Raw genomic sequence first — 20,976 nt, 5'->3', positions numbered from 1 at the left:
GGACGGCGATGTCGAGGACGGACGAGCGGACAAAGCGGGGCGAAGCAGGAGCACCGGGGGCGGCGGCCGAGGACCGGGACGAGGCCGTCATCGCCGAGGAGTTCGGCGGCTTGGACAACGATCTCGTGGACATGACGACGCTGTCCAGGTCGCCCGCCGACCGGGAGGACGATGGCCTCGGCCCGGCCGACGAGGACGAGGACGAGCCGGGACTGCCGGACGGCGGCGCGAGCGGGACGGATCGCGCCGGCGACGACGTGGACGAAACGAGCGCCGGCGGACTTCGCTTTCCGGACGAGGCGCCGACGAGGCGATGAGGCGCGCCAATGCGTCGCGCCACCGCGCCGACGGGAAAACCGGAGGCGCGGGGGCGCCGATCTTGTATAGCGTCGATCGACCGACGATCGTCCGGACGAACCGCTGAGGCATGATGGCGAGCAAGGACACGAGCGACCCGATGGGCTTCCTGACCGGCGGCGGGGAGGCTGCGCGGATGATCCGCGAGAAGGACTGGTCGCGCCATCCTCTCGGGCCGCCCGACACCTGGCCCGACACCTTGCGCGTGTCGCTCGGTCTCGTTCTGAACTCCCCGGAATCCATGATTCTCGCCTGGGGACCCGACGATCTCCACTTCTTCTTCAACGACACCTATTTCCCGCTCCTCGGGCCTCGCCTCGCCTGGGCGATGGGGGAGCGGTTCGACGTCGTCTGGGCCGACGGTTGGTCGCAGGCCAAGCCGATCATCGACGAAGCCATGGCGGGGCGCTCCCGGCGTTTCGTCGACCTGCCGTGGAAGCTCGCCACCGATCGCGGCGTCGCCGACACGTGGTTCACCTTTTCCTATTCGCGCATCGTGGAGGCCGACGGGCGGCTGGCCGGGCTCTTCATCCTCACCAACGAGACGACGCAGAGCGTTCTCGCGGCCGCGGCCCTCAAGACCAATGTGGAACGGCAGGATTTTCTTCTGGCGCTCGAACGCGAGCTCCGGTCTCTGAAGGAGCCGTCCGAGATCGTCCTCGCCGCCGCCGAGGCTTTGGGTCGCCAGCTCCGCGTGCATCAGGTGTCCTATTCCGACATCGACGAGGAGATGAAGCACGCGGTCACGGAATACGAGTGGAACGACGGCCGGATGGCGAGCACGGTCGGCGTTCATCGGATGGAGGATTACGGCGCCGAATTCGCCGCCGATCTGCGCGCCGGCCAGATCATCGCGATCGACGACGTCGCGAGCGATCCGCGCACCGCCGATCCGAGCGCGCTCGCGATCTTCGCCGAAATCCAGCTCGCCGCCTTCATCACCGTGCCGATCACGAAGAACGGCAGGCTCGTCGCGGCGTTCGGCATCCATTCGCGGGACGCCCGAAACTGGACGCCCGCCGAGATCGGCCTTGCCGAGGACGTCGCCGACCGCGCCTGGACGACGATCGCGCGGGCGCGCGTCGACGCGGCGCTGCGCGAGAGCGAATCGCGCCTGAGGTTCCTCGACGAGCTGGGGCGGGCGACCGCGAGCCTCCTCGATGCCGACGAGGTGCTGGCGACGACGACGCGCATGGTGGCCGAGCAGATGGGCGTGTCCAACTGCGCCTATGCCGACATGGACGAGGACGAGGACGGCTTCACGATCCGCGGCGACTTTGCCGCGGGGGGCTCGTCCAGCATCGTCGGCCGATACCGGCTGTCGGATTTCGGCCGCCTCGCCGTGGAGCGGCTTTCCGCGGGCTTGCCGCTGATCATCGACGACAATCTCGCCGAACTCGAGCCGGCGGAGGCCGCGACCTTCCAGGCGATCGGCATCGCGGCGACGATCTGCATGCCGCTCGTCAAGGACGGCCGGCTGACGGCGCTGATGGCGATCCACGATCGCGTGCCGCATGTCTGGACGGGGCCCGAGCTGGCCTTGATCCGCGAGGTGACCGACCGGTCCTGGGCGCATGTCGAGCGGGCCCGGACCGCGGCGGAACTGAAGGCGTCGGCGGACGCTCTCGGGGCCCTCAACGCCACGCTCGAGGAGCGTGTCCAGGAGCGGACCGGCGAACTCATGGCGATCGAGGAGACGCTGCGCCAATCGCAGAAGATGGAGGCGGTGGGGCAGCTGACCGGCGGGCTCGCGCACGATTTCAACAATCTCCTGGCCGGCATCCAGGGCAGCCTGGAACTGACGCGCAGCCGGATCGAGGACGGCCGGGCCGGGGAGGTGGGGCGCTACATCAACGGCGCGCTGGAGGCGACCAAGCGTGCGGCGGCTCTGACGCATCGTCTGCTCGCCTTCTCGCGTCGCCAGACGCTGGCGCCCAAGCCGACGGACGTGAACCGCCTCGTCATCGAGATGGAAGACCTCGTCCGTCGCACCGTCGGACCGGCGATCGAAGTCCATACGATCGTCAACAGCGGGCTCTGGCCGGTGCTCGTCGATCCGAACCAGCTGGAAAACGCCCTCCTCAATCTCTGCATCAACGCCCGCGACGCCATGCCGGACGGCGGACGCCTCATCGTGGAGACGGGCAACCGCCAGATCGACGCCACATCCGCCGCCCGCCTCGACCTGCCGCCGGGCGCCTATGTGGTGCTCTCGGTCTCCGACAACGGAACGGGAATGGCGCCCGACGTGCTCGCCAAGGCCTTCGATCCCTTTTTCACGACCAAGCCGATCGGCGTCGGGACCGGGCTCGGCCTGTCCATGATCTACGGCTTCGCCCAGCAGTCCGGCGGGCAGGTGCGCATCGATTCCGCGCCGGGCCAGGGGACCAGCGTCTCCATCCACCTGCCGCGACATCATGCAGGGGAAGCGGTGGAGGAGGCGGCGGCCGCGGTGGCCGATGTCCCGAAGGCCAAGGCGAACGAGACCATTCTCGTCATCGACGACGAGGCGCTCGTGCGCATGCTGGTGGTCGATGTCGTGGAGGACCTCGGCTACACGGCCATCGAGGCCGGGGACGGGCCGCAGGGCATGGCGATCCTGCGCTCCGAGCGGCCGCTCGATCTCCTCATCACCGATGTCGGACTGCCCAACGGGATGAACGGGCGGCAGGTCGCCGATGCCGCGCGGGAGCTGCGCCCGAACCTCAAGGTGCTGTTCGTCACCGGCTATGCCGAAAACGCCGTCCTCGGCCATGGCCATCTCGCGCCGGGCATGCAGGTGGTGACCAAGCCCTTCGCGGTCGACGATCTCGCGCGTCGCATCAGCGCCTTGCTCGCGGAGACATGAGGGCCGGCGACATCGGTCCGGGAGGCCGGCGGCGGGAGATCGCGGACGGGCGGGCCCCGCGCCGGGACATGGGCGCCGAGACGTTCGGGCCGAGACATCCGCGCCGAGACATCCGCGCCGAGACATCCGGGCGGTGATATCAGGGTCGGGACATCCGGGCTGGGATCCCCGTCAGGCCGCACGCTTGAGGGCGAAGCTCTCGCCGTCCTCGGTGGACGCCTGCCCCATCCGCCGCAACGCCAGGAGCACGTCGCCGACGGCCGGTCTCACGTGTCGCGCGGGCCGGAACCTCGCCGCGATGCCGGCCGCATCGAGCGGCACGCCGGCGGCGGCGAGCGCCGCCATGACGACGACCGTCTGCTCCAGCTCGTTCTTCGGGAAGAGCGCCTTTCGCGCCTGCGCCGTCGCGGCCACCGCGCCGGCGGGATCGCTCACCATCTGCCGGGCGCGCTCGACCTCGGTGCCGAAGCGCGGGATCTGATAGGCCGGCCGCAGCCAGGCCACGAGCCCGCGCTTTTCCTCGCGCGCCCGTTCGCGGTTGAGCGCGAGGAGCCGCGCGAGAATGTCCGCCTCGGCGAGATCGGCCGGCCAACCGTAGGCGGCCGCGACCTCGGCATCGAGCCGGTCGTGAAGCTCCTGGAGGATGAGGACGAGCCCGTCGTCGAAGACTTTGCGATCCTTCGCGCCGAGAGCGGACGGCTTGGATCCGGCGCGAAGGCGGTCGAGCACATTGTAGAGGCCGGTCAAGGTGAGGTGCTCGTGCAGGGCGAGGACCCGCTTGCGATGGCCGTCGATCTCCTCGGCAAGCGCGCGGACGAGGTGTTTGCGCGCGTCCGGGACGACGGGATGCGGAAAGGGATCGAAGCAGCGAGTCTTGGAGTAGCGGGGGTCGTTGCCGATGCCGAGCCATCCGCCGGCGCGAAGAGCCCAAATCGTATGGATGCGAGACGACAGGACGCCCAGATCGAAGGCGTCGTCGCTCGCCACCACCACCAGCATGTTGTCCGGCAGGATCGTCCCGTCGAGGAACTGGAAGACGCGATGCTTGGCGGTCTCGACCGTCGCGATGTAGCGGTGGAGGCCGGCCAGGGCCGGCCGGAGTTCCCGGCGCGGTTCGCCGAAAATCCACCAGTTGTCGCGGTAGCTTCGACGGTTGTTGGCGTCTCGCCCCATGGGCGTCTCCACGCCGCCGACGATGGCGACCTTCTCCTTCACCTCGAGGCGGACGCGCTGGTAGACCTCGGGAAAGCGCCGGCGGACATCGTCGATCGTCAGCCCGAAGAGATCGATGGCCAGGACGCCGCGCGGGCGTGCCGCGAGATCGCGCCCGTTCCGGTAGGGCCGGATGTGGTCGCCAAGGCCCGGATGCCGGCGCAGGCCGAGGGCGAACGCTTCCCTCTGCGTCACGATGAAGCCCGCGCCGTGAAGCTTCATGCCGGGCGAGCAGACCCCCGCGTTCGCCCTCAAAGCGGGGGCCTTGGTGACGTCCACGCCGACCGTCAGATCCGCGTTCACCCGCCCGCGCATCTCCTTCAGCGCGATCATCGGCGCATCCGTCTCGATGTTCTCCTCCGAGGCGATCTCGCCGACGACGCCCTCGAGCGAGCCCGCTTCCGCGACCGTCATCGCAATGCGGACGGCCGCGCTGTCGCGCGCCTGCCGGGTCCAGGGATGATCGGGGACTGCCATGACGATCGACAGCGGACGCCGCGCGCCGAGATGGCGCTCCGTGACGCGGCGCTGGAAGACCTGGCTGATCGAGTTGGTCGTGACGAAACCGAAGCGGCGCAGGATGGAGCCCCTGGCAAGGAGGATGTCGGCGGCGCGGCCCCACCAGTACATGACGAGATCGGCGCTCTCGTTCACCGCCGGATGGGCCGCACGAAGGGCTCTGGCCTTTTCCGGCGACAGGCGCGCGCGAAGGTCCTTGCCGCCGATGAAGGGCGGATTGCCGACGATGAAGTGGGCTTGCGGCCAGTCCGGACGCCGCGGGTTGGGATAGGGATCGTCGGCGCAGGGCGCGTCGGCTGCGAGCACGGCGTCCATGACCTGGATGTTGTGGAAGGCCCGCAGGATCGGCTCACCGGGCACGCCGCCCTTGGAGCGCATGTGCCATTGGAGATGTCCGATCCAGAGCACGAGCTCGGCGATGGCGGCGGCGCGCGGATTCAGCTCGAGCCCGAGGAACTGGTGCGGATCCACCGAATGTCCGGCAAGGCCCGTCAGCGCCTCCTGTCCGCCGAGATCGACGATGGCCTCCAAGACCTCGTCCTCCAGCTTCTTCATCAGAAGAAGCGCGATGTAGAGGAAGTTGCCGGTGCCGCAGGCGGGGTCGAGAACGCGGGTCTCGCGGAGCTTGTCGTGAAACCCCTGCACGGTCGCGATCGCATCCGCGTTGCGGCCGGCCGATTTCTGACGCTCGACGGTGGAGAGGACTTCCGCCCACTCGGCTCTCAGGGGATCGATCACGGTCGCCACGACGAGGCGCTCGACATAGCGGCCGGGCGTGTAATGGGCGCCGAGACGCCGCCGCTCGGTCGGCTCCAGCGCCTGTTCCAGGAGCGTGCCGAAGATCGCCGGCTCGACCTCCCGCCAGTTCCGGTCGGCGGCGGCGACGAGTTCGCCGATCGCCTGGCGCGACAGGGGCAAGGCGACGCGGCTCCGGAAGAACTCGCCGTTGAAGCGCTTGACCTTCTGCTGGATCGAGGCGGTGAACGTTCCCTTGTCCATCGCCGCCCAGAGGTCTCCCAGCATGGCGGGAAAGATCTCCGGCCGGCGCTCGCAGTCGCGCAGGAGCTGGGTGAAAGCGTGCTTGGGCAGGAGGTCGACATCGCCGGCGAACATCGTGAAGAGGAGCCGCATCAGGAACATGGCGACCTCCTCGGCGGGATGGCCGTCCTGTTCCAGCGTCTTCGACACCGCCGCGAGGCGCGAGGCGATGTCGCGCGTCACCTCGGCGCGATGGCGGGCGGGATCGAGCGCCGTCGGATCGGTCCAGATGAGACGCAGGCGCTCGCGGACGGCGGGGTCGCGCAGCTCCTCCAGGTAGATGCGGAACGAGCGGCGGTCGGGAAACTGATCGTAGGCTTTGCCGTCCCTGCGAAAGTTCGCATAGACTTCGATGCAGTGGCCGACGTCGCAGACGAGCACGAAGGGCGGCGGCTCGTGGTCCGGCGGCAGGAGGCGCACATAGCCTTCCGCCTGGTTGCGCGCGTTGAGCATCAGCGCGTCCCAGCCGCGATGCGCGCCGCGTCGGCCGAGCCGCCCGGCCTCGGTGCCCTTTTCCGGCACCTCGTCGAGCTTCTTTTCCCCGAAGAAGCGCGATTGCTTCGCCTCAAGCACGAAGCTTCCGCGCTTGTAGAGATCGATCCGCCGGCGGGAGGCGCTGCCGTCGCGCGCCAGTTCGCGCACGGCGCGCTCGAAGACGTAGTCGTTGGTCTCGGTGGAGGCGCTCGCGGGGTCTGGTCGCGGCAGATCGAGGTCCGCGCAGAACTCGCCGAGAAACAGACCGTAATTGGCGCGCTCCTGACCGCCTTCGCGCCCCTGCCACCGCGTGATGAACGCCTCGACCGCAGACGACATGAGATCGCTCCTCCGAATCAACCACAGGTAGTTGACATCAGATTTACAACCTGTGGGCGATAACGCCAGTCGTCGGCTCGGGAAACGTTTGGGATTCTTGATGCGACCGCCGTCCCTTCAAGGATCGGCGCCTCAAGGTCCGCCGCCGTCCCCGGTGTCAGTCGGCGCCGGCGTCGCCGGATCGGCCGAGAGGCACGTGGATCGTGCATCGCAGCCCGTCCGGCGCATAGGCCGTCAGCAACCGGCCGCCGAGTTCGTGCTCGATGCTGGTGCGGATCAGCCGCGATCCGAAACCCGATCCCGTCGGCGGCGCGGCGATGGCCCGGCCATATTCGGACCAGTCGATCTGCAGGATCGGGCCGGCGGGAGTCTCCTGCAATCCCCAGGCGATCTCCAGCCGTCCGCCCGGCGCCGAGAGGCCGCCGTGCTTGGCGGCATTGGTGGCGAGTTCGTGGAAGACCATGCCGAGCGACAGGGCGTGACGGGCGGGGAGATCGACGTCGCTGCCGGACAGGCGGACCTGACCGCTCGAATACGGGTTCAGTTCGGCGTCGAGCATCTCGCGCAGGCTGGCCGTCTCCCAGCCGCCGCGCGTCAGCGCGTTGTGCGTCGCCGAGAGCGCCATGATGCGGGCTTCGAAGTTGGCGTGGAACTGCTCCAGCGACGTCGCGCGCTTGGCCGTCTGGCGGGAGATCGACTGGACCGTCGAGAGCGTGTTCTTCACGCGGTGGTTGAGTTCGTCGATGAGCAGCCTCTGACGCCGCTCGCTGCCTTCGAGTTCGAGAAAGGCGTTTCGCCGGTCCGTGACGTCGAGAACGATGCCGACCATGCGGGTGGCGTCGGCATGACGGGAGGCGGCGACCCGGCCCCGGGCATTCACCCAGCGCTGCGTCCGCGCGAGCGGATACTCGACGTCGTAGTCCTCGCCCGTCGCGATGGCATGCGCCATCTGCCGCTCGCGCTCGGCGCGGCTGTCCGGCGCGATCCGCGTGAGGGCTTCCGAATAGGTCAGCGCGTCGTCGGCGCCGAGCCCGAAGATCGCCTTGCCCTTCGGCGAGATGAAGAGGACGCGCGATCGCAGGTCGAGCTCCCAGTAGCCGACGCCACCGGCATCGAGCGCGGCGAGGATGTTGCTGCGCTGGTCGTAGAGGCTCGCCATCATGGCGAGGAACAGAATGATGACGGTGAGCGTCGCGATGCCGATCGCCAGCGCCGTCGGCGGCGCCCCGTGGAGGGCGACGGGGCGGTCGGCGATGAGGGTGAGCTTCAGGGCGGCCATGGCCGTGTAGTGCATGCCGACGACGGCGAGGCCGAGGATGACGGCGGCCAGCGCCTGCATGCGCGCCGAGCGCTCGCGCCGCGCGGCGAAGAGGGCGGCCGTCGACGCGGTGACGGCGATCGCGAGCGAGAGCACGACGAGCCCGACATCGTAGCCGAAGGACATGGCGCTTTCGAGCGCGGCCATGCCGACATAGTGCATCGTGCAGATCCCGGCGCCCATGGCCGTTCCCGCCAGAACGATCTGCTTGGGCCGCACGGTCTCGGACGCGACGAAGAAGAAGGCGCCGGCCGTCGAGCCGATCGCGAGCACGAGCGAAGCGATCGTCAGCATCGGATCGTAGCTGACGCTCGAGCCGGGATCGAAGCCCAGCATGGCGACGAAGTGCATCGACCAGATGCTCATGCCCATGGCGAGCGCAGCCGTGGCGAGCCAGACGAGCCGCGGCCGCCCGATGTTTTCCGACACGCGCCGAAACAGGTCGAGCGCCGTCCAGGATCCAAGGACGGCGATCACGATCGACAGGACGATGAAGAGCAGATGATGTGAGCTGTGCTGCATTCCGGATCGCCGCGCTGTCGAATGTCGTTCCTGCGCTGCGATTTCGTCTAAGTCAAACCGACGATGTGTCCGTTCGTCTCAAGTGGAAGGACGGCGCTCCACCGTCCCGCGAAGAATCGAAAAAGCGAACACGCCGAGATAGAGATAGGCGATCAGCTCGAAGAACTCTTCGATCTCGCTGTAATAGATAAGGCTCTCAAGAGCTTCCGCCGCAACGAGAAGTCCGACGATGGGAAGGCTTGGCCAGATCCAGCGGATATTGGACAGACGCGATGCGTCGAACCAGTCGATCGGGCGCAGAACGAGGGCGAGCACACCAAGCACCGACGCCGACGCGACGATCGTTTCCTTCCACCCCGAGGTGAGGCAGGCGCCATCCCCGCTGAAGGCGCTTCCGCAGCGCGGGATCTCGCGCGTCAGCGCGAAGATGCAGACATAGGCCGCGACGAGGCAGAACAGCGCGCGCGATCCGGCCGAGCGCAGGAAGGCGGCGGCGAAGATGCCGGCGATGCCCAGAAGCAGCGCGGCCTGCAGAACCTCCACCGGACCGTCCTCGATGAAGAAGGACCGCGTCGGCTCGTAGCGGTCGACCAGCATTCCGAGCGCGACCGCCCCGGCAAGGGCGAGGGCCACCGCGGCCAGCCACGGGACCACCTTCGGCGCCGGACTGCCCGCCCAGCTGCGCGGCCTGCCCTGCCATGCGGCATCCTCTTCGGCATTGTTCGGGCGTGGCGGGCAATGCAGCATGGCTAAAGGGTCCTACGACGATCGTCGAACCTTTAGAGGACGCACACCGTGCCGCAAGTAAGGCGAACCCGGAAATGCCAAGTCCTGCCTCACGATCTCGTTGTTCCGTCACGCTTTTCGTCGAGGCGCGGCGGATGCCAGTTCCGGAGTGGCAGGGCCTCGTCCGCCGAGGCGGACGGTGAGCGGGAGGATCGAATCAGGACAGAAGTCCGCGTTTTGCCAGGTTCCGCATCAGGTCGCCAGCGCCCATCGTCCATCCTTCGACGGCGTCCGTCGGCCGCACGCGGTTGACGAGCACGCCGAGCGACGGCGTTTCGATGGAGACGATGTCGCCGGTCCTGTGGGTGAAGCCTCGTCCCGCTTCGCCGCGATCCTCGACCGGGGCGAACATCGTGCCGAGATAGAGGACGAGCCCGTCGGGATAGGGGTGATGCGCGTTGACGGCCTGCGCCATGATGTCGGCGGGATCGCGGCTGATCTCGCGCATGGACGACCGACCGGTCAACGTGAAACCCTCCGGGCCCTCGACCGTCAGGGACAGGTCCAGCGCGCGGACGTCGTCGAGCGTGAAATGCGCGTCGAAGAGGCGGATGAAGGGGCCGATGGCGGCGGCGGCGTTGTTGTCCTTGGCTTTGCCGAGGAGGAGCGCGGAGCGCCCCTCGACATCCCGGAGGTTCACGTCGTTGCCGAGCGTCGCGCCGACGATCCGGCCCTTCGAGGAGCCGACGAGCACGACCTCCGGCTCCGGATTGTTCCAGGTGGAGGCGGGATGAACGCCGATGTCCGCCCCGGTGCCGACGGAGGAGAGGGGCTGCCCCTTGGTGAAGATCTCCGCGTCGGGTCCGATGCCGACTTCGAGATACTGGCTCCACGCGCCCGCTTCGATCAGCGCGGCCTTGAGGGCTGCGGCCTCCGCCGAGCCCGGCTTCAGGCGGCGCAGATCCTGTCCGACGAGATCGAGCACCGTTCCGCGCACGCTCGCGGCGGCATCGGCGTCGCCGCGAATGCGCTCCTCGATCACGCGCTCCAGCATGGAGGCGACGAAGGTGACGCCGGCCGCCTTCAACGCCTGGAGATCGACCGGTGAGAGGAGCCAAGGCCGGCTCGGATCGCGCGCGTCGGGATTGGTGTTGGCGAGGAGGTCCTCGAGCGGACCCAGGTCCTCGCCGGCGGCGGCCTTCGCCGCCGCGGCGGGGTCCTCCGCCTCGCAGAGATCGCGGATCGTGGCGAAGGTCCGGGACAGGTCGAGGACGCGCCCGGCCTCGATCCGGACCACGGACGGCCCGCCGGCATCCGGGCGGAACACGCGTCCGACCAGCGTCGCCCTGTTGTCCCCGGCCAGGGTCATCGTCGCTGCGTGCCGCTCGATGGCGATCATGTCTGGTCTCCCGCTCCGTTCGCCCGCTTCGTCGGCTCCCGACGTCGAAGCGCCTCGACGCCGGAGGGGCCGCGGCGTGGCGGATCCTCTCAACGGCGCAAAATGCTACGCACCGCATATAGAAGCTGCGGTCCTGGCGGGATAGGGGTCGGCGCGATCCCTCGAAATCCGAGCCGGGGGATCTATTCTATCGTCGAGGACGGCGGCATCCCAGACCAAGCCCGCCGCCGCCATTCGGGAGAACCGTTTCCATGAGCCTGTCCGGCATCTTCGCCGAGGTCGTCGCGCTGATCGGCGCGGGGGCGATCAAAGTCCGCCATCGCAAGGACGCCATCCGTGCGCCGGCCTACGGCACCGCGCCCTCCATTCCTGAAGCGCGTCCGCAGGGCGCCGTCCCGACGCTGAAGATGCCGACCGCTCGGGGCTGGGAGGTGGGCCACAAGCCGACGCCCGCGCCGGGCCTCAAGGTCAACGCCTTCGCGATCGGCCTCAAGCATCCCCGCTGGATCGAAGTCCTGCCGAACGGCGACGTCTTGGTGGCCGAGGCGATCGGTCTCGCCGGACCGATCAAGTCGGCGTTCGATCTGGCGATGGTCTCGACGATGAAGCGGGCGGCGGCCGTCGGAACGAGCCCGAACCGGCTGATCCTCCTGCGCGACACCGATGGCGACGGCACCGCCGAGACGCGCCACACCTATCTGGAAAACCTCAACCAGCCCTTCGGCATGACGGTCGTGGGCGAAACGCTCTATGTCGGCAACACCGACGGCGTCGTCGCCTTCCCCTTCAAGGAGGGCGAGACGAAGATCACCGCGCCCGCGCGCCGGATCTCCACCTATCAGCCGGGCGGCCATTGGACGCGCAGCATCAAGAAGAGCGCCGACGGCAGCAAGCTCTATGTCGGCGTCGGGTCGCTCTCCAACATCGGGGAAAGCGGCATGACGGTCGAGGAAGGCCGCGCGGCGATCTACGAGATCGACGTCGCGACCGGCGTGAGCCGCATCTTCGCCTCGGGTCTGCGAAATCCCGTGGGACTGGCGATCCAGCCGGACACGGGGCAACTCTGGACGGTGGTCAACGAGCGCGACGGACTCGGCGACGAGACCCCGCCGGACTACCTGACCTCGGTGCAGGAGGGTGGCTTCTACGGCTGGCCCTACTGCTACTGGGGCCGGACGGTCGACGACCGCGTGCCGCAGGATGCGAGCCTCGTCGCCCGCGCGATCCAGCCCGATTATGCGCTCGGCGGGCACACCGCCTCGCTCGGTCTCTGCTGGTTGCCGGCCGGCACGCTGAACGGCTTCGGCGAGGGCATGGTGATCGGCCAGCACGGCTCCTGGAACCGCTCCAAGCTCAGCGGCTACAAGGTCGCCTTCGTGCCCTTCGAGAACGGCCGGCCCTCGGGTCCGCCGCGCGACATCCTCACCGGCTTCCTCGCCCCCGACGAAAAGGTCTCCTACGGCCGGCCGGTCGGCGTGACGCTGGGCGCCGACGGCTCGCTGCTCGTGGCGGACGATGTGGGCGACGTCATCTGGCGCGTCTCGAACGCCTGATCCGGGCGTCGTGTCGGCAACACCGGACCGGCATCCCGACCGGGATGTCGGCGCGGCGGCTCAGACGAGACCGAGTTGGAGCAGATCCTTGAGCTGCACGAGGCCGGCAACCTTTCCGGCCTCGTCGGTGACGAAGACCGCGGAGATGCGGTGCGCGTCACAGAGCGCCAGGGCGTCGACCGCGAGCCGGTCGGCGCCGATCTTGCGGGGATGGCGCGACATGATGTCGGCCGCGGTCTTGTCGAAGATCGTGCGGTCGGTCATCGCGCGGCGCAGATCCCCGTCCGTGACGACGCCCGTGAAGGTCTCGCCCTCGTAGACCGCGGTGATGCCGCGCTGGCCCTGGCTGATCGCGGAGATCACCTCCGGCATCGGGCTGTCGACCGAGACGCTCGGCACGTCGCGAAGGTTCGGCCGCCGGTCCAGCACCTCGAACAGGCGGAGCAGCTGCGCGCCGAGCTTGCCCGCGGGATGGAACTTGGCGAAATCGTCGCGCCGGAAGTCGCGGGCGACGATGAGGACGGCCGCCAAGGCATCGCCGAGGACGAGGCTCATCGTCGTCGAGGTCATCGGGGCGAGCGACAGCGGGCACGCCTCCGTGGCATCCGGCATGAGGAGGATCGCATCGGCATTGCGCCCGAGCGCCGATTGCGGCCGGGCCGTCATGGCGACGAGCGTCACGTGGAAGCGGCGGCAATACTCGATGATCGCCTGCAGTTCCGTGCTCTCGCCGGAATTGGAAATGGCGATCACGAGGTCGTCCATTCCGACCATGCCGAGATCGCCATGCGCAGCCTCGGCTGCATGGACGAAGAAGGCGGGCGTTCCGGTCGAGGCGAGGGTGGCCGCGATCTTCTGTCCGACATGGCCGGACTTGCCGATGCCGGTGACGATCACCCGGCCCCGGCAGCGCCGCACGCGCTCGACGACGTCGACGAAGCGCTCGTCGATGGAGCCGGCCAGCGCCTGGAGGCCGGCGATCTCGGTCGCGATCGTCTGCCGCGCGGTCGCGATGGCGTCCGCGGGCGAGGCGGGTTCGACGGGTAACGTGTCCGGCATGGCGAAGACCTCGAAAAGGTTGGGCGCGGCTGCGAGTGCAAGCCGGGGTCCCCGATGCTGCGGCGCGACCGGGCGACCCGTCCTGCGCCGCTTAAGACCGGAAAGGGTCAGCCCTTGGCGATGGCATCGATGCGCGTCAGGGTCCGGAGGAATTCCGGCATCCATTCGAGCGGCAGCATGTTCGGCCCGTCGCTCGGGGCATGGTCCGGATCGTCATGGGCCTCGACGAAGACCGAGGCGACGCCGACCGCGACGGCGGCGCGGGCGAGCGGCAGTGCGAAGCGGCGGTCGCCCCCCGAGCTCGTGCCCTGGCCGCCCGGCTGCTGCACCGAATGCGTCGCGTCGAAGACCACGGGATAGCCGGTCTCGGCCATGATCGGCAGGGCCCTGAAATCCGTGACGAGCGTGTTGTAGCCGAACGAGGCACCCCGTTCGCATAGCATGATGCGTTCGTTCCCGGACTGCGCGACCTTGGCGGCGACGTTCGCCATGTCCCAGGGCGCGAGGAACTGGCCCTTCTTGATGTTGATCGAACGGCCCGTCTTGGCGGCGGCGACGAGAAGGTCGGTCTGTCGGCTGAGAAAGGCCGGGATCTGCAGGATGTCGACGGCCTCGCCCGCGGCGACCGCCTGGGGGATGTCATGGATGTCGGTGAGCACGGGACAGCCGAAGCGTTCGCGCACGTCCGACAGGATTCGAAGACCCTCGTCGAGCCCGACGCCCCGCCGGCCCGCGAGGGACGTGCGGTTGGCCTTGTCGTAGGAAGCCTTGAAGACGAAGGGGACATCGGCGGCCGCGGCCATGGCGGTCAGAGCCTGCGCCATGCGCAAGGCGTGGTCGCGACTCTCGATCTGGCAGGGACCGGAGATGAGGACGAAGGGCAGGTCGTTGCCGAAGGCGATGCCGCCGACGTCGAAACGGCGGGCGGCGGCGGGTGCGGGAGCTTGATAGGACATCGGCGCGGCCTTTCCATGCGCGGTACGACCGCGGGGCGCGAAGGGCGCCGGCGGCATCGCCGCGTCGCCCCGGACTAAGGGTCCGCGTCTTCTAGGACCGCGGGCGACGGGAAGGCAAGCCGGAGCGCGTTTACCAGCGCGGGCCGTTGATTCGGCCCTTCGCTTGTGACGCCGCCAAGTCTTCGTTAAATCTCCGTTTAGGCGGGTCCTCGCGTATCGGGACGGACCGCTGCGGACGGTCGTTGGAATGAAGCGAAAAGTTGTCGGTATCGCCCTGTTCTGTCTTCTCCTGCTGGTCGCGATCTTCGCCGGCTACTGGGACATGCTGAACACCGAGAAGGTTCGACTGGCCCGCGAGACGACCGGGCAGGCGACCGACAGCGTCGCGGCGCTCGTCGACCCGGCCGGGCCGTCGGGCGCGCAGAAGCCGGCGGATGGCGCGACGACAGCGGACGCCGGCGCCGAAGGGGCCGCGTCGACCGAAGCCGCTTCCGGCGCCGCGACATCCGGGAGCGCCGGTCCGGACCGCGCCGCCGCGCCGGAGGCGCCGAGCTTCGATATCCTTCGCGTCGAACCGGACGGCTCGACCGTCATGGCCGGCAAGGCGCCGGCCGGCTCCACCGTTCGCCTCGTCGACGGAACGACGACCCTCGGCCAGGAGACCGCCGGCCCGGCCGGCGATTTCGCCATCGTCCTCGACAAGCCTCTCGCCGTCGGCGAGCATCAGATCCGCATCGAAGCCGCGGGAGGAAGCGGTCCCGCCGTGACCTCGCGCGAGACCGCGATCGTCAGCGTTCCCCAGCGCGGACGGGAGAACGAGCTTCTGGCGCTGGTGGAAACGCCGGATGCGCCGAGCCGGCTGATCAGCGTTCCGACGCCCGGCGTCGTCGCGGCCCGCGAGGGTGGCGAAGCGATGACGGCCGCCGGAACATCCGCGGCGGCGACCGGCGCCGACGGTGCCCTTCCATCAAGCGCCTCCGGCGAAGAAGCCCGTCAGACGACGGACGCCGCCCCGGCGGATGGCTTGCCCGAAACCGGCCCTGCATTGACGCAGACGGCGACGGCGACGGCGACCGATCCGACGCGCGCGGCCGCGGCCCCGGTGGTCGGGCCCGTGGCGGGCAACGGAACGGCTCCCGCGCCCGCCGGAGAAACGAGCGCAGCGCCTCCCGCCGCTTCGACCTCCCCTTATGCCGGTTCTGCTACGACATCCGCGCCGGCCGTGACATCGCCGACGCCCGCGACCGCCGGCACGGCGCCGGGGATCCTCGCCGTCGAAGCCGTGGAGATCGAGGATCGCACGATCTACGTCGCGGGCCGCAAGCCCCTCGGTCATTCGGTCCGCATCTACGTCGACAACGTCTTCCTCGGCGAGGACGCCAACCGCGGGGGCGACCGCTTTCTCGTGACGAGTTCCGCCGATGTCCTGGCGGGCGAACATCTGGTGCGCGCGGACCAGTTGGCGGCGGACGGCACGGTGCTCGCGCGCGTCGAGGTTCCGTTCCTGAAGCCGGAGGGACGCGCGATGTCGGCCATCGCCGGAGCGCCCGGCGCTGGAGCGACCGGCGAAGCCGGCGCCGGAAACGTCGACGCGCGCGGCGAGGCGGTTTCCCGTCCCGCCTCGAACGCGACCGCCCCTGCCGGATCGACGCCGTCGCCGTCTTCGATCGCCTCGGCGGACGCGCCCGCCAACGATCCTTTGGATGATCGCGCCTCGCCATCGGGGTCCCCGCAGCCGGCAACCGCCGCCCCGTCGCCCGGCGAAACGCCCGCAGCGCCGCCTGAAACGGTGAAGACACCCGTGCCCCGGTCGACGGGGGGATCGCTCGAGGGCACAGCGCCGGACGCCGCACCGCCGACCATCGCCGATCCCGCGCCGGATGTGGCGGGTTCGGCTCCCGCAACGGCTCCGGACGGCGAGCCGTCGGGCCTGTCGGCCGCTGGCCCGGCATCGGTTCGACCCGCGCCGGACGAGCCGTCCGCCGGAACCCGCGACGCCGCGACGACGCCGAGCGGGACTGAGGCTGCGAGGTCTCCCGACTTGGCGGCGGCGGCGGACGCGTCGTCCGTCGCCGGCGGAGCCTCCTCTGCCGACGTCGCAACGGAACGGCAGGCGCCGCTCGAGGCCGCCGGAGCCCGCGTCATCATCCGGCGCGGCGACACGCTCTGGCGCATCTCGCGCGACACCTACGGGCGCGGTGCGCGCTACACGACGATCTATCTCGCCAATGGCGATCAGATCCGCGACCCGAACCGCATCTATCCCGGCCAGGTCTTCCGCATGCCGGAGGACCGCGTCGAAGACGCCTCCGCCCCGAATTGACCGGCACACGGAGACGACGGCGCGAAACGCCGGCGGCAGGACGCCCCGGCCTCTCGTCGACCATGCGGCGTGAAGACGCCGCGGCGAGGGGGCTTTCCCGAAGACCCGGAAGAACTTAGAACGCTTCGAAACCGCGGCGTCCCGTCGAGCATGACGCGGCCGGTCTTCGCCGCGCCTCTCGTTCGAACGGTTTTCCCTTGTCCACGACCACCTCGAAGACGGTTTCCGCCGATGGCGGGCAGACCCTGTCGACGCTTCGCAACCTCTGGCCCTATATGTGGCCGGCCGGCCGGCCGGATCTGCGCGCCCGCGTCGTCTGGGCGACGTTCTTCCTGGTGCTCGCCAAGCTCCTGACCGTCGGCATTCCCTATTTCTACAAATGGGCGACCGATGCCCTGGACGGCACGAACAGCGCGCTGACGGTCCTGCCGCTCGTTCTGACGGGAGCGATCACGCTGGTGATCGCCTACAACGTCGCGCGTATCCTGTCCGTCGCCTTGAACCAGCTGCGCGACGCGCTCTTCGCGAGCGTCGGGCAGCATGCGGTCCGCCGTCTCGCCTTCCGCACCTTCAACCACATGCACGCGCTCTCGCTGCGCTTCCACCTGGAGCGCCGCACGGGGGGGCTCAGCCGGATCATCGAGCGCGGCACGAAGGGGATCGAGACGATCGTCCGCTTCACGATCCTCAACAGCATACCGACCGTTCTGGAATTCGCTCTGACGGCGGCGATCTTCGGCTTCGCCTACGGCCTCTCCTACCTCGTCGTCATCGCCGTGACGGTTGGCGTCTATTCCTGGTTCACGATCAAGGCGAGCGACTGGCGTATCGGCATCCGGCGCGAGATGAACGATTCCGACACCGAGGCCAACACCAAGGCGATCGATTCCCTCCTCAACTTCGAGACCGTGAAGTATTTCGGCAACGAGGCGATGGAGGCCGAGCGCTTCGATCGCTCGATGGCCCGCTACGAGAAGGCGGCGACGCAGACCTGGACGTCGCTCGGCTGGCTGAACTTCGGCCAGGGCGTGATCTTCTCCATCGGCATGGGCGTCACCATGGTCATGTCGGCGCGCGAGGTGCAGGCGGGAACGCAGACCCTCGGCGACTTCGTCTTCATCAACGCCATGCTGATGCAGCTTTCGATCCCGCTGAACTTCATCGGCTTCATCTATCGCGAGATTCGCCAGGGCCTGACGGACATCGAGGAGATGTTCGGGCTCCTCGAGGTCGAGGAGGAGGTCCGGGACCGACCGGGCGCGGTGAGCCTTCGCGTCACCGAGGGCGCCATCCGCTTCGAGGACGTGCGCTTCAGCTACGATCCCGCCCGGGAGATCCTGAAGGGCATCTCCTTCGAGGTGCCGCCCGGCAAGTCGGTGGCGATCGTCGGCCCGTCCGGCGCCGGCAAGTCGACGATTTCGAGGCTGCTCTTCCGGTTCTACGACGTCTCGGCCGGCCGCATCCTCATCGACGGTCAGGACATCGCGACGGTCACGCAGGCGAGCGTGCGCGCAGCGATCGGCATCGTGCCGCAGGACACCGTCCTCTTCAACGACACGATTGCCTACAACGTGCGTTACGGCCGGATCGACGCCAGCGACGAGGAGATGCGCCGGGCGGCCGAACTCGCGCAGATCGCCGGCTTCATCGACATCCTGCCGGACGGCTTCGCCACCATGGTCGGCGAGCGCGGATTGAAGCTGTCCGGCGGCGAGAAGCAGCGCGTCGCCATCGCCCGCACGATCCTGAAGGCACCGCCGATCCTGATCCTCGACGAGGCGACCTCGGCGCTGGACACGCACACCGAGCAGGAGATCCAGTCGGCCCTCGACCTCGTCTCGAAGGAGCGCACGACGCTGACGATCGCGCATCGCCTGTCGACCATCATCGATGCCGACGAGATCATCGTCCTTCGCGCGGGGCAGATCGTGGAGCGCGGAACGCATCGCGAACTGCTTGAGGAAAGCGGTCTCTATGCCGAGATGTGGCGCATGCAGCGCGAGGCGACGGAGGCGGAAGAAACGCTGCGCCGCGCTCGCGCGGCCGATGAACTCGGTGTGATCGAGCGGCGGCGGACCGATCCCGTGGCCTGAACGGGCTGATTTCGCCTGTCCTGCCGTTCGCAAACCCGCTAAGACCGCCCCTTGACGCGCCGGTGTGCGAAGACCGGCGCCGGGCACCGAGAGACGAGGCACGCATTTTCTCATGGACGTCATCCAGTCGATCAGAAACGTCTTCGTCCCGATCCACCGGGCCGGCTATCCGTTCATCGCAGCCTTCGTCGCCGCCGCCGTCCTGCTCGGCCTCCTCTGGCAGCCGCTCTTCTGGATCGGCCTGATCCTCGCCGTCTGGTGCACCTATTTCTTCCGCGATCCCGAGCGCGTGACGCCGATTTCAGAACAGGTCGTGGTGAGTCCCGCGGACGGGCACGTCTCGCTGGTCGGGCACGTCGTGCCGCCGCCGGAGCTGGAGCTCGGCATCGAGCCGATGCTGCGGATCTCGGTCTTCATGAACGTCTTCGACTGCCACGTGAACCGCGCCCCGATGCGGGGCAGGATCGCGCGCATCGCCTATCGTGAGGGGCAGTTCCAGAATGCCGAGCTCGACAAGGCGAGCGAGGTGAACGAGCGCAATTCCGTGGTGATCGAGACGCCGCAGGGCGAGATCGGCGTCGTGCAGATCGCGGGCCTCGTCGCCCGGCGCATCATCTGCTGGTCCGCCACCGGCGATCGCCTGGAGGCGGGCGAGCGCTTCGGCCTCATCCGCTTCGGCTCGCGCCTCGACGTGTACCTGCCCGGCGATGCGCGTCCGCGCGTCGCGGAGGGTCAGATCGCAACGGCCGGCGAAACGGTGATCGCGGAGTTCGGAAGCACCGCTTCCGCCTGGCCGTTCCGCCGCGACTGAACCGGAAAGGGCCGCCATGACCTCGCCGTATCCGCCGATCGACACCGACGAGGACGCGAACGGAGCCGTGCCGGAGCCCGCCGTCCGGCGGCGGATCCCCTTCCGCCACATCGTGCCGAACCTCATCACCATCCTCTCCATCTGCGCGGGGATGACGGGCATGCGTCTCGCCTTCGAAGGGCGCTTCGAGCTGGCCGTGGGCATGGTGATCGGCGCGGCGCTCCTCGATGGGATCGACGGACGCATCGCGCGCCTCCTGAAGGGTCAGAGTCGTTTCGGCGCGGAGATGGATTCGCTCGCCGACATCGTGAACTTCGGCGTCGTGCCCGGCATGGTGCTCTACGCCTACACGCTGCGCGAGGCGGGCTCGGCCGGCTGGATCGCGGCGCTGCTCTTCGCGGCGACCTGCGCCCTTCGCCTTGCGCGCTTCAACACGATGCTGGACGGGCCGAAGCGGCCGGAATGGCAGAGCGCGTTCTTCACCGGCGTCCCGGCTCCGGCGGGCGCGGGCCTCGCCATGCTGCCGCTCTACCTGTCCTTCACGGGCGTCGATCTCGGCTCGCCGAAGGCGACGGCGCTCGTCTCGGCCGCCTATCTCCTCCTGATCGGCTTCCTCATGGCCAGCCGCATTCCCACCTGGTCCGGCAAGACGATCGGCGTCCAGATCAGCCGCGACTACGTCATTCCGGTGATCCTCGTTCTCGTCCTCTACGTCGTCCTCCTCGTCAGCTTCCTGTGGCAGACGCTGAGCGCGACCGCGATCGCCTATTTCGTCGGGATGATCTTTTCCGTTCGGTCCTTCCGCCGACAGGCGCGGGCCGACCGGGAGGCGGCGCAGATCCTGTAGGGAGCGACGACATGGCGAAGCAGTTTGCCGATCTCGATGCGGTGCGCAGCGCCTTCATCGCTCGCCAGAAGATCTTCTTCACCGCATCCGCGGCCGGCGACAGCCACGTCAACGTCTCGCCTCGCTCGACCGAGCACCTGCACCTTCTCGGTGCCAACGAGGTCGCCTATCTCGATCTCACGGGAAGCGGCAGCGAAACGGCCGCCCATGTGAAGGCCGGCGGCCGCCTGACCATCATGGTCTGCGCCGTCGAGGGACCGCCGCTGATCCTCCGGCTCTACGGACGCGGGCGGATCGCCTTTCGCTGCGAACCTGGCTACGACGCCTTCCTCGCGCGGTTCTATCCCGCCGGCGAACCGCTCGGCGCCCGCCAGATCGTCTTCCTCGACATCGCCCTCGTCCAGACGTCCTGCGGCTACGCCGTCCCCCTCTTCGAGCACGTGGGCGAGCGCGACGTCCTCGAGCGCTGGGCGGAGGCGAAGGGCGAGGAGGGTCTCGTCACCTATCGCGAGGCGACGAATCTCGAAAGCATCGACGGGCTGCCGACGGGCATGCCGGTGGCGTGAGGCCGGGAGGCGACGC

Annotated in this window: 14 protein-coding genes; 8 read left to right on the top strand and 6 right to left on the bottom strand. The window is 68.9% G+C overall.

Annotated elements, in window-relative coordinates; all coding sequences use genetic code 11:
- The first annotated feature begins 8 nt into the window (after positions 1–8).
- Together ASG43_RS10025 and ASG43_RS10020 are read left to right on the top strand one after the other, a co-directional pair.
- Positions 9–317 carry a hypothetical protein gene (locus tag ASG43_RS10025; RefSeq protein WP_056503879.1) on the top strand — a complete coding sequence of 103 codons (309 nt, stop codon included), beginning with the start codon at positions 9–11 and terminating at the stop codon, positions 315–317.
- A gap of 110 nt (positions 318–427) precedes the next feature.
- Positions 428–3,205 (top strand): GAF domain-containing protein, encoded by a 2,778-nt coding sequence (locus tag ASG43_RS10020; protein ID WP_082490794.1) that lies wholly within the window; start codon positions 428–430, stop codon positions 3,203–3,205.
- Between the two features lie 171 nt (positions 3,206–3,376).
- Here the strand turns inward: ASG43_RS10020 and ASG43_RS10015 are convergent, their stop codons facing one another.
- From ASG43_RS10015 to ASG43_RS10000, 4 genes are all read right to left on the bottom strand, one after another.
- A complete protein-coding gene (locus ASG43_RS10015; protein WP_056503875.1) occupies positions 3,377–6,787 on the bottom strand; it encodes a DNA methyltransferase in 3,411 nt (1,136 codons plus the stop codon).
- 157 nt (positions 6,788–6,944) lie between these two features.
- Positions 6,945–8,627 (bottom strand): MHYT domain-containing protein, encoded by a 1,683-nt coding sequence (locus ASG43_RS10010; protein WP_056503872.1) that lies wholly within the window; start codon positions 8,625–8,627, stop codon positions 6,945–6,947.
- A gap of 78 nt (positions 8,628–8,705) precedes the next feature.
- Positions 8,706–9,374 (bottom strand): hypothetical protein, encoded by a 669-nt coding sequence (locus ASG43_RS10005; protein ID WP_056503869.1) that lies wholly within the window; start codon positions 9,372–9,374, stop codon positions 8,706–8,708.
- A gap of 196 nt (positions 9,375–9,570) precedes the next feature.
- Positions 9,571–10,752 (bottom strand): fumarylacetoacetate hydrolase family protein, encoded by a 1,182-nt coding sequence (locus tag ASG43_RS10000; RefSeq protein WP_082490793.1) that lies wholly within the window; start codon positions 10,750–10,752, stop codon positions 9,571–9,573.
- 251 nt (positions 10,753–11,003) lie between these two features.
- Here ASG43_RS10000 and ASG43_RS09995 point away from each other — a divergent pair, with 251 nt between their 5' ends.
- The gene (locus ASG43_RS09995) at positions 11,004–12,305 is read left to right on the top strand and encodes a sorbosone dehydrogenase family protein (protein WP_056503867.1); all 1,302 of its coding nucleotides are present in this window, start codon (positions 11,004–11,006) and stop codon (positions 12,303–12,305) included.
- 60 nt (positions 12,306–12,365) lie between these two features.
- Here the strand turns inward: ASG43_RS09995 and ASG43_RS09990 are convergent, their stop codons facing one another.
- Positions 12,366–13,364: a KpsF/GutQ family sugar-phosphate isomerase gene (locus tag ASG43_RS09990; RefSeq protein WP_056503865.1), complete on the bottom strand. Its 999-nt coding sequence runs from the start codon at positions 13,362–13,364 to the stop codon at positions 12,366–12,368.
- A gap of 107 nt (positions 13,365–13,471) precedes the next feature.
- A complete protein-coding gene (kdsA, locus tag ASG43_RS09985; protein ID WP_056503862.1) occupies positions 13,472–14,320 on the bottom strand; it encodes a 3-deoxy-8-phosphooctulonate synthase in 849 nt (282 codons plus the stop codon).
- A 247-nt stretch (positions 14,321–14,567) separates the two neighbouring features.
- Between kdsA and ASG43_RS23095 the strand changes: the two genes are divergently transcribed.
- From ASG43_RS23095 to ASG43_RS09960, 5 genes are all read left to right on the top strand, one after another.
- Entirely contained in the window at positions 14,568–16,643 is a 2,076-nt protein-coding gene (locus tag ASG43_RS23095) for a LysM peptidoglycan-binding domain-containing protein (protein ID WP_056503860.1), read from the top strand.
- A gap of 197 nt (positions 16,644–16,840) precedes the next feature.
- Positions 16,841–18,736 (top strand): ABC transporter ATP-binding protein/permease, encoded by a 1,896-nt coding sequence (locus tag ASG43_RS09975; RefSeq protein ID WP_056503854.1) that lies wholly within the window; start codon positions 16,841–16,843, stop codon positions 18,734–18,736.
- Between the two features lie 112 nt (positions 18,737–18,848).
- The gene (locus ASG43_RS09970) at positions 18,849–19,547 is read left to right on the top strand and encodes a phosphatidylserine decarboxylase (protein WP_056503851.1); all 699 of its coding nucleotides are present in this window, start codon (positions 18,849–18,851) and stop codon (positions 19,545–19,547) included.
- 16 nt (positions 19,548–19,563) lie between these two features.
- A complete protein-coding gene (locus ASG43_RS09965) occupies positions 19,564–20,394 on the top strand; it encodes a phosphatidylcholine/phosphatidylserine synthase (RefSeq protein WP_056503846.1) in 831 nt (276 codons plus the stop codon).
- Between the two features lie 11 nt (positions 20,395–20,405).
- A complete protein-coding gene (locus ASG43_RS09960; protein WP_056503843.1) occupies positions 20,406–20,960 on the top strand; it encodes a pyridoxamine 5'-phosphate oxidase family protein in 555 nt (184 codons plus the stop codon).
- The last annotated feature ends 16 nt before the right edge of the window (positions 20,961–20,976 follow it).

The sequence above is a fragment of the Aureimonas sp. Leaf454 genome (assembly GCF_001424685.1).
Classification (GTDB): domain Bacteria; phylum Pseudomonadota; class Alphaproteobacteria; order Rhizobiales; family Rhizobiaceae; genus Plantimonas.
This window is presented reverse-complemented; position numbering and strand designations above follow the sequence as displayed.